Source organism: Nonomuraea sp. NPDC050691 (assembly GCF_040654455.1).
GTDB lineage: Bacteria > Actinomycetota > Actinomycetes > Streptosporangiales > Streptosporangiaceae > Nonomuraea.
The window spans coordinates 44,670-53,701 of record NZ_JBFAIA010000036.1; the positions used below are offsets into that span (position 1 = coordinate 44,670).

Genomic DNA, 9,032 nt, shown 5'->3' on the forward strand with positions numbered 1-9,032 from the left:
TCCACCTTTCACGCACGGGTCAGAGCTGGAGGCTCTTGAGTTCGAAGTACTCCTCGAGCCCGGCCTCGCCCAGCTCGCGGCCGAGGCCGGACTGCTTGTAGCCGCCGAAGGGGGCACCGGGGTTGAAGCGGCCGCCGTTGATCGTGACCTGGCCCGTGCGCAGGCGGCGGGCGACGGCGACGGCGCGCTCCTCCGTGCCCGCCCACACCGCCCCCGACAGGCCGTAGGGGGTGCCGTCGGCGATGCGGACGGCCTGGTCCTCGGTGGTGTACGGGATGACCGACAGCACCGGGCCGAAGATCTCCTCCTGCTCGATGGCCATGCCCGGCTCGACCCCGGCGAAGACGGTCGGCTCGACGTAGTAGCCGCGGGGCAGCGGCCGGTCGGTGCCGCCCGTGACGAGCCGGGCGCCCTCCTCCTGGCCGCGGTTGATGTAGCGGATGACGCGGTCGCGCTGGGCGGCCGAGACGAGCGGGCCGAGGCGCGTGGCGTCGTCGAAGGGGTCGCCGACCGTGTACGTACGGGCCGCCTCGACGGCCAGGCCGACCGCCTCGTCGTACTGGTCGCGGTGGACGATCATGCGGGTCCAGGCGGTGCAGGTCTGGCCGGAGTTGACGAAGCAGTGGGCGACGCCCGCGGTGACGGCCTTGGGCAGGTCGGCGTCGGGCAGGATGATGTTGGCCGACTTGCCGCCCAGTTCCAGCGCGACGCGCTTGACGCCCTCCGCCGCGAGGGCGGCGACCCTGCGGCCCGCGGCGGTCGAGCCGGTGAACGACACCATGTCCACCTCGGGGTGCGCCGCCATGGCCTCGCCCACGACCGGACCGCGCCCGCTGACCAGGTTGAACACCCCGGGCGGCAGCCCGACCTCGTCGAAGATCTCGGCCAGCGCGTACGCGGCCAGCGGCGCCACCTCGCTCGGCTTGAGCACGACCGTGCAGCCCGCCGCGAGCGCCGGGGCGACCTTGCAGACGATCTGGTGCAGCGGGTAGTTCCACGGGGTGATCGCGGCCACGACCCCGACCGGTTCCCTGAGCACCAGGGAGTTGCCGACGCGCGACTCGCGCGGGTGGCTCGCGGCCATCCGGGCGTAGGAGGCGAGCACGCCGGCGGGCATCAGCGTCTGCACCTTGAGCGCGAAGCGCAGCGGGGCGCCCATGTCGGTCGCGATGGCCTGGGCGATGTCCGCGGAGCGCCGTTCGAGCAGCTCGGCCGCGGCGGCGAGGAGCTTGGCGCGGTCCTCGGGCGCGGCGGCCGACCACGCGGGGAAGGCTCCGCGTGCCGCCAGGACCGCGGCCTCCACGTCGGCGGGCGCGCCCGCGGGCACCCGGTCGATGATCTCTTCCGTGGCCGGGTTGACGACCTCGATCGCCTCGCCCGAGACCGACGCGGTCCAGTCACCGCCGATGTAGAGCTTGCGCATGACCCCATGTTCGCGCGCCGGCCCCGACTTTGCGAGGCCGCGCGCATGACAGGGGTTCGTCAAAGGCGTACAGGGTTGTGCCCGGGAGGTAAGAACCCTGCCCCAGGCACCACGCGGGGATGCCGTCGGGCGGGACTCAGTCGAAGCGGGGCGAGCGCGTACGGGTGCGCTTGAGCTCGAAGAAGTCCTCGAACGCGGTCACCAGGAGCACGCCGTCCCACAGCCGGCCCGCCTCCTCGCCGCGCGGGACGCGGGTGATGACGGGGCCGAAGAAGGCGTTGGCGCCGACGCGGATGATCGGGGTGCCGACGTCGTCGCCGACCAGGGTGAGGCCCTCGTCGTGCGAGACGGCGATGGCCTCGTCGTGCTCCTCGGAGTCCATCGCGGAGACGAGCTCCGCGTCGAGACCGGCGGCCACCAGGGACTCCTCGGCGATCTCACGGTAGGAGTCGGGCTGCTTGGAGCGGCCCTGGTTGTGCAGCCGAGTGCCCATCTCGGTGTAGAGCGTGCCGGTGACGTGGTCGCCGTACTTCTCCTGGGCGGCGGCGATCACGCGGACCAGGCCCATGGCGCGGACGGTGCGGTCCTTGTAGTCCTGGGGGACGTCCTTGTCCTGATTGAGCAGCTTCAGGCTCATGAGGCGCCAGCGCGGCTCGATCGAGCGGACGTGCTCGACCTCGATCAGCCAGCGCGACGTGGCCCAGGCGAACGGACAGGAAGGATCGAACCACAGATCGACAGGAGTCCTGGTAGTCATGTGGGGCCATAACCTGGGTGAGTCGGTGCCTATTCCAGTGCGACTGGGTACCGACGACCCCGACGGAGTGGTGAAAAGGAGCACAACTTGGCAGGCAACCTGACTCGGGACGAGGCTCGCGAGCGCGCCCGGCTGCTGAATGTCGAGTCATACGAGGTCGCCCTCGACCTGACCGAGGGCGACGAGCGGTTCGAGAGCATCACCACCGTCCGTTTCGCCGGCACGCAACCTGGCGCGTCCACCTTCATCGACCTGCACGGCGCCCGGGTACGCCGCGTCACCCTCAACGGCGAGGACCTCGACGTATCCACCTACGACGCCGAGAAGGGCCGCTTCCCGCTGCCCTCCCTGGCCGCCTCCAACGAGCTGCGCGTCGACGCCGACTGCGCCTACATGCGCACCGGCGAGGGCCTGCACCGCTTCGTCGACCCGGTCGACCAGAAGGTCTACCTGCACAGCCAGTTCGAGACGGCCGACGCGCACCGCATGTACGCGTGCTTCGACCAGCCCGACCTCAAGGCCACCTTCCAGCTCACCGTGCTGGCCCCGGCCGACTGGGAGGTCGTCTCCAACGCCGCCGCCTCCACCGTGGAGGACCTGGCGGAGGAGCACGGCAGGCACGGCCACGTGCAGGCCGCCAAGCGGTGGGAGTTCCCGCCCACGCCGGTCATGTCCACGTACATCACCGCGCTCGTGGCCGGGCCGTACCACAAGGTGACCTCCGAGCACGACGGCATCCCGCTCGGCGTCTACTGCCGCGCCTCGCTCGCCGAGCACCTCGACGCCGACAACATCCTGGAGGTCACCCGGCAGGGCTTCGACTTCTTCCACAAGGTGTTCGGCGTCCGCTACCCGTTCGGCAAGTACGACCAGCTCTTCGTGCCGGAGTTCAACGCCGGCGCGATGGAGAACGCCGGATGCGTCACCTTCCTGGAGGACTACGTCTTCCGTTCCCGCGTCACCGACGCGGTGGTCGAGCGGCGCGCCGAGACGATCCTGCACGAGATGGCGCACATGTGGTTCGGCGACCTCGTCACCATGCGCTGGTGGGACGACCTGTGGCTGAACGAGTCGTTCGCCACGTACATGTCGGTGCTCGCGCAGGCCGAGGCCACGCGCTGGGGCAAGGGCGCGTGGACCACGTTCGCCAACGTGGAGAAGTCCTGGGCCTACCGCCAGGACCAGCTCCCCTCCACGCACCCCATCTCCGCCGACATCCCCGACATGCAGGCGGTCGAGGTCAACTTCGACGGCATCACGTACGCCAAGGGCGCCTCGGTGCTCAAGCAGCTCGTCGCCTACGTGGGGCTGGACAACTTCCTGGCCGGCGTGCGCGACTACTTCAACGAGCACGCCTGGGGCAACACCGAGCTGAAGGACCTGCTCAACGCCCTGGAGCGGACCTCCGGCCGTGACCTGTCGTCCTGGTCGAAGGAGTGGCTGGAGACGGCGTGGGTCAACACCCTGCGCCCCTCCTTCACGCTGACCGAGGACGGCCGGTACGAGAGCTTCGAGGTGCTCCAGGAGGCCCCGGCCGACTACCCGACGCTGCGCTCCCACCGCGTCGCGATCGGCCTGTACAAGCTGGACGGCGACGCGCTCACCCGGGTCAAGCGGGTCGAGCTCGACGTCGTGGGCGCGCGCACGGCCGTCCCGGACCTGGTCGGCGAGGAGCAGCCCGACCTGGTGCTCATCAACGACGACGACCTGACGTACGCCAAGATCCGCCTGGACGAGCGGTCGCTGCGCACGCTGGTCGACGGCGGCATCGCCCGCTTCACCGAGTCGCTGCCGCGCGCGCTGTGCTGGTCGGCGGCCTGGGACATGACGCGCGACGGTGAGATGTCCACCCGCGACTACGTGCGGCTCGTGGTGTCGGGCGTGGGCACGGTCAAGGACATCACGGTCCTGCAGGCCGTGCTGCGGCAGGCGCGCCTCGCCGTGCAGCAGTACGCCGACCCCGCCTGGCGGGCGAAGGGCCTGGCCGTGCTCGCCACCGAGCTGCGGTCGCTGCTGGAGGGCGCCGAGCCGGGCTCGGACCAGCAGCTCGCGTTCCTGCAGGCGTTCGCGCCGGTGGCCACCTCCGAGGGCGACCTCGCCATGCTCGGGGGCATCCTGGACGGCTCGGCGGTGCCCGAGGGGGTGACCGTCGACACCGACCTGCGCTGGACCCTCGTCCACGCGCTGGTGTCGGGCGGCGTGCTGGGCGAGGCCGACATCGAGGCCGAGCTGCGCCGCGACCCGACGGCCACCGGCGAGCGCTCGGCGGCGATGTGCCGGGCCGCCGTGCCGACGGCCGAGGCGAAGGCGGCCGCGTGGGAGCGGATCGTGGAGGGCAAGCTGGCCAACCACATCGCCCGCACCACGATCAACGGCTTCCAGGACGCGAACCACGTCGAGCTGCTGGCGCCGTACCGCGACAAGTACTTCGCCGAGGTCGGGCGGATCTACAAGGAGTGGACCTTCGACCAGGCGTCGACGTTCGCGGTGGGGTGCTTCCCGGCGCTGCTCATCGAGCCGGAGACGGTGGAGGCGGCCGAGCGCTACCTCGCCGAGCACCAGCCGCCGCAGGCGCTGCGCCGCCTGATCCTGGAGGGCGCCGACGGCGTCAGCCGCGCCCTGCGCAACCGCGCCAAGGACGTGGACACGGCGTCGTAGCGTTCGACGCGGACCCCGCCGCATCCAGGTAGTGGTGTTCCCGGCCGTCCGAGGCCCCGGCGCGTCTCGCGCCGGGGCCCTCGGCTTTCCCCTGGGGGCGGGGCTGTCCGTCGCGGATTCCGGCCAGGTCATGGGCCTGCCGGTGTTAGCCTCGATGGCGTGCTCGGCTCCGGGACCACGCTCAACGACCGCTACGTGCTGGCCGACCGCGTCGGCGGTGGCGGCATGGGCGAGGTCTGGCGTGCCGCCGACACGGTTCTCGGCCGCACCGTCGCCGTCAAGGTGATGATGCCCGCGCTGGCCGAGAACCCGGCGTTCGCCCGCCGGTTCCAGAACGAGGCCCGCGCCATGGCCACGCTGCGGCATCCGGGCGTGGTCGACGTCTACGACTACGGCACGTGCGAGGTCGACGGGCGGCGGGTCAGCTTCCTGGTGATGGAGTTCGTCGAGGGCGAGTCGCTCGACCGGATGCTGCGCGCGAGGGCGCTGTCACCGGCCGAGACCATGCGGCTGGTCGCCGAGGTGGCCGACGCCCTCGCCGCGGCCCACGAGCAGGGCATCGTCCACCGCGACGTGAAGCCGGCCAACCTCATGGTCAGGCCCGACGGGCGGGTCGCGCTGACCGACTTCGGCATCGCCCACTCCGTCTCGGCCGGGCAGCTCACCGCCACCGGCGCGATGCTCTGCTCGGCCGGCTACTGCGCCCCCGAGCTGGCCACCGCGAGCGAGGTCACGCCCTCGGTCGACGTCTACGCGCTGGGCGTGGTGGCGTACGAGTGCCTGACCGGGCGCCTGCCGTACGAGGGCGACACGCCCGTGCAGATCATCTACAAGCACCTCCACGCGCCCGTCCCCGCGCTGCCGCCGGAGGTGCCCGCGGGGCCCCGGCAGGTGGTGCAGCGGGCGCTGGAGAAGGCGCCCGACATGCGCTGGCGGTCGGCCGCCGAGCTGGCCGCGGCGGCGCGCCGCGCGCTGGCCGAGCCGTCCTCGCGGCCCTCGTCGCGGCGCCGGCGCGGGCTGCTGAGCGCGCTGGCGTCGGTGGCCGCGGCCGTCACGGTCACCGTGGCCGTCGCCGGGTCCGTCTTGACGCGTCAGGAGAGCGCCGCCGACCCGGGCGCGGTCCTGCCGGCGCCCACCACGCAGAGCCGTACGACGAGCGCCGCCGAGCCGCCCGCGACCCGGCGGCACTCTGCGCCCCCGGTCAAGGCGAGCGCCGGCCCGCGGCCGAGCGGCACGCACTCGGCCGTCACGCCCACGGTCTCGCCGACGGCGGCCACGCCCACGGCGAGCCCCAGCACGACGCCGCCCTCGGCGACGCCCACGACGCGCGAGCCGGAGCCCAGTCAGGAGCCGACGACGCCCGATCCGCAGGAGCCGAGCCCGGATCCGACGCAGACCCGCGAGCCGGGCGAGATCCAGTGCGTCCGCTCCCCCTGTCCCTGAGGGCGCGACGGGAAGACGTCCGGGACGGTGACGTCCGCTTTGCCGGGCTACGGGCCGGCCCGTGAGAGGGTGATCGGGTGAAGTCCGCGCACGACCTGCTTGTCACCCTGGCCCGCCGTCACGCGTTCGCCGACCTCGGGGCGCTCGCCCCGTCGGCGGAGGTGGCGGACGTGTGCGAGTTCGGGCACCGGCTGCTCTCCCTCGACGCCGAGGACTTCGCGGCCGAGGCCAGATCGGTCCCGGCGGAGCTGAGGCGGCGGGCGCGGGCCTGCCACATGCCGCAGACCCCGCGCGAGCAGCCGCGGGGCGCGCTGGAGTCGCTGCGCCCCGCGTACGGGCTGCTGCTGGAGGTCATCGCCGTGCGCTGGCAGCGCCGCGAGCTCAGCCCGATGATCGCCGCCGTGCACATCGCCAGCGAGTACCTCCCGCTGCTGGCCTTCGAGCCGCACCTCGGCCACGCGGGCGACCCGGCGCGCTGGCCGGACGGGCTGAGCGCCCCGGGCAGCCGGTTCGGTGTGATCGGCGACCGCGACTGCGACCACACCAAGTCCGAGCAGTCGGGCACCAACCGGACCCTGCGGGTCTCGGTCGAGCCCGCCGAGGGCTGGCGCGCGTACTTCGACCGGCAGCACAGCCAGGTGGCCGGCGCGCTGGCCGTGTGCGTCGCCACCTGCCGCAACCCGTGCACGGCGATGCACTGGATCCCGCCGGAGCCGCGCGCCGGCCTGTCCGTGCGGGCCCGCACCGCGCTGGCGTTCGCCGACACCCCGCTGGTACGGCTGCGTCACGCGGCCCCGGTCGGCCACGGGTTCGGCGTGCCGTCGCCCGAGGAGGTTCTGGAGGCCTGGGAGCGCAGTCGCGCGGCCCTGGACAAGAACGCGATCGGCGCGGCCGCCTCGAAGGACGACGGGTTCCCCCTGCCGGGGCTGCCCTCGCTGTTCGCGGCCGTGGCCGAGGCGCCCATCGAGCCCTCGACGCTGCTGGCCGGGGTGAGCGAGCACGTCGTCGGCCTGCTCGACCGGCTGCCCCCGGACGCCGCCTGAGAGAGCCGCCTGAGGGAGCCGTCTGGGAGACCGGAGAGGCCGGCGGCTCCTGGACGCCCTCTGAGGACGTACCGCTGGACCTGCCGCTAGCTGCGGACCGCGGCCTGCTCCCCCAGCGCGGCGATGCCGTACAGCAGGCCGCCCACCAGGTCGCCCGCGCCGAAGGCGGTGGCCATCGACATGGCGGTCAGCCGGCAGGCGCCGTCGGGCAGCCGCCGCCGGGCGCGTTCACCCGTGACGATCTCCAGCGCCCGCCCGGTGACGTCCACGAGGACGACGACCGCGTCGGGGGCCTCGTCGGCGAGAGCGGCGTGGAGGCGCTCGGCGAAGTGCCGCCGGCCGCCCGCGGGCGGGCCGAGGAAGAGGCCGAAGCGCAGTCCGCTGCGCCGCTCGGCGGCGCGCAGGGCCTTCCTGAGGTCGTCGGCCTGGGCCGTGCTGAGCCCGCGCATCGCCGTCACCACCCCGCCGAGGCGCCGCCGGTGCGCCTGCCCGGCTCGGCGGTCTCGGCCGCCGCCACCCAGTCGGCCTCGGTGCCGGGCGCCCAGGCGGGCGTCCGGTCGGCGAGCACCAGGCCGGAGGTGCTCACGCCGTGCTCGCCGCGCCCTGGGCCGCCGAGCCACACGGGCCCGGGCTCCTCCCTGCGCGGCGCGCCGCGTCCCGCCGCCATCACGATCAGGCTGATCAGGACGAACAGCCCCAGCGACACCCCGAGGAGTGCGCCCATGCTTCCCAGCGCGCTGTTCACACCACGAACGTAGACCGGCTTCCCGGCTCCGGCCAGACCCCTACCAGACGGCCGGGCGGCGCTCTCCCCAGAAGCCGCCGCGCGCGGCCTCGACCTGGGCCGACAGGGAGATCAGGGTGTCCTCGCCGCCGACGCGGCCGGCCAGCATGACGCCGATCGGCAGCCCGGCGTCCGTCCAGTGCAGCGGCAGGTTGACCGCCGGCTGCCCGCTGACGTTGTAGATGGCCGGGAACGCCGCGAACCGGGTCATCCGCTCGAACGTCTCCTCGGGCCCGTCCACGTCCTCGAACCAGCCCACCGGCCGGGGCGGCTGCGTGACCGTCGGCGTGAGGATCGCGTCGTAGCCGGCCGTGGCGGCCAGGGCCGCTCGGGTGGCGAGCTGGAGCGTCGCCTGCGCCTGCAGGAAGGCGGGCGCGGGGGTGGCGAAGCCGCGCTCGCGCAGCCAGGCGGTCAGCGGGCGCAGCAGTGCGGTCTGCTCGTCGGCGACCGGGTGCATGCAGGCGAAGGAGCACCACAGGGTGACGAAGTGCGGCACCAGGTCGGCCCCGTACGGCGGCACGATGTCGACGACCTCGTGGCCCAAAGCCGCGAGCGTGGCGCCGGCCTCCTCGTACGCGGCGAGCACCTCGGGCTCCACGACGGCGCCGGGCACGACGGGGTCGGCGTGGCGGGCGATGCGCAGGCGGCCGGACTCCCTGCGGGCGGCCTCCAGGAACGTGCCCTCGTGCGGCGGCGGGAGGTAGTGGTCGCCGGGCGTGTTGTGGGCCATGACGTCGAGCAGCGCGGCGGCGTCGGCGACGGTCCTCGCGATGGGCCCGTTCGTGGACAGGCCCGCGAGGTCCGGGATGATCGGCGCGAAGCTGATGCGCCCGCGCGTCGGCTTGATGCCGTACAGGCCGCAGACGGAGGCGGGGATGCGGATGGAGCCGGCGCCGTCGCTGCCCTGCGCGGCGGGTGCGAGGC

The 9,032-nt window shown here is 73.5% G+C and carries 8 protein-coding genes; 3 read left to right on the forward strand and 5 right to left on the reverse strand.

The features are described from left to right. Nucleotides 1–19: 19 nt before the first annotated feature. A complete protein-coding gene (locus AB0H81_RS16675; protein WP_358375096.1) occupies nucleotides 20–1,423 on the reverse strand; it encodes an aldehyde dehydrogenase family protein in 1,404 nt (467 codons plus the stop codon). A gap of 136 nt (nucleotides 1,424–1,559) precedes the next feature. Then, nucleotides 1,560–2,180, reverse strand: coding sequence for a disulfide bond formation protein DsbA (locus AB0H81_RS16680; RefSeq protein ID WP_358375098.1), 621 nt, complete (start codon nucleotides 2,178–2,180; stop codon nucleotides 1,560–1,562). Nucleotides 2,181–2,267: 87 nt separating this feature from the next. Between AB0H81_RS16680 and pepN the strand changes: the two genes are divergently transcribed. The 3 genes from pepN to AB0H81_RS16695 all read left to right on the forward strand — a co-directional run bounded on the left by pepN (nucleotide 2,268) and on the right by AB0H81_RS16695 (nucleotide 7,324). Beyond that, a complete protein-coding gene (gene pepN, locus AB0H81_RS16685) occupies nucleotides 2,268–4,838 on the forward strand; it encodes an aminopeptidase N (protein ID WP_358375100.1) in 2,571 nt (856 codons plus the stop codon). A 159-nt stretch (nucleotides 4,839–4,997) separates the two neighbouring features. Next, nucleotides 4,998–6,281, forward strand: coding sequence for a protein kinase (locus AB0H81_RS16690; RefSeq protein ID WP_358375103.1), 1,284 nt, complete (start codon nucleotides 4,998–5,000; stop codon nucleotides 6,279–6,281). Between the two features lie 77 nt (nucleotides 6,282–6,358). After that, nucleotides 6,359–7,324 carry a hypothetical protein gene (locus AB0H81_RS16695; protein WP_358375106.1) on the forward strand — a complete coding sequence of 322 codons (966 nt, stop codon included), beginning with the start codon at nucleotides 6,359–6,361 and terminating at the stop codon, nucleotides 7,322–7,324. Nucleotides 7,325–7,410: 86 nt separating this feature from the next. Here the strand turns inward: AB0H81_RS16695 and AB0H81_RS16700 are convergent, their stop codons facing one another. From AB0H81_RS16700 to AB0H81_RS16710, 3 genes are all read right to left on the reverse strand, one after another. After that, nucleotides 7,411–7,773 carry a DUF5130 family protein gene (locus AB0H81_RS16700; protein ID WP_358375109.1) on the reverse strand — a complete coding sequence of 121 codons (363 nt, stop codon included), beginning with the start codon at nucleotides 7,771–7,773 and terminating at the stop codon, nucleotides 7,411–7,413. A gap of 5 nt (nucleotides 7,774–7,778) precedes the next feature. Next, complete coding sequence (locus AB0H81_RS16705; RefSeq protein WP_358375112.1) at nucleotides 7,779–8,069, reverse strand: hypothetical protein; 291 nt, start codon at nucleotides 8,067–8,069, stop codon at nucleotides 7,779–7,781. A 40-nt stretch (nucleotides 8,070–8,109) separates the two neighbouring features. Then, on the reverse strand, nucleotides 8,110–9,032 hold a 923-nt coding region (locus AB0H81_RS16710), incomplete at its 5' end, for an amidase (RefSeq protein WP_358375115.1).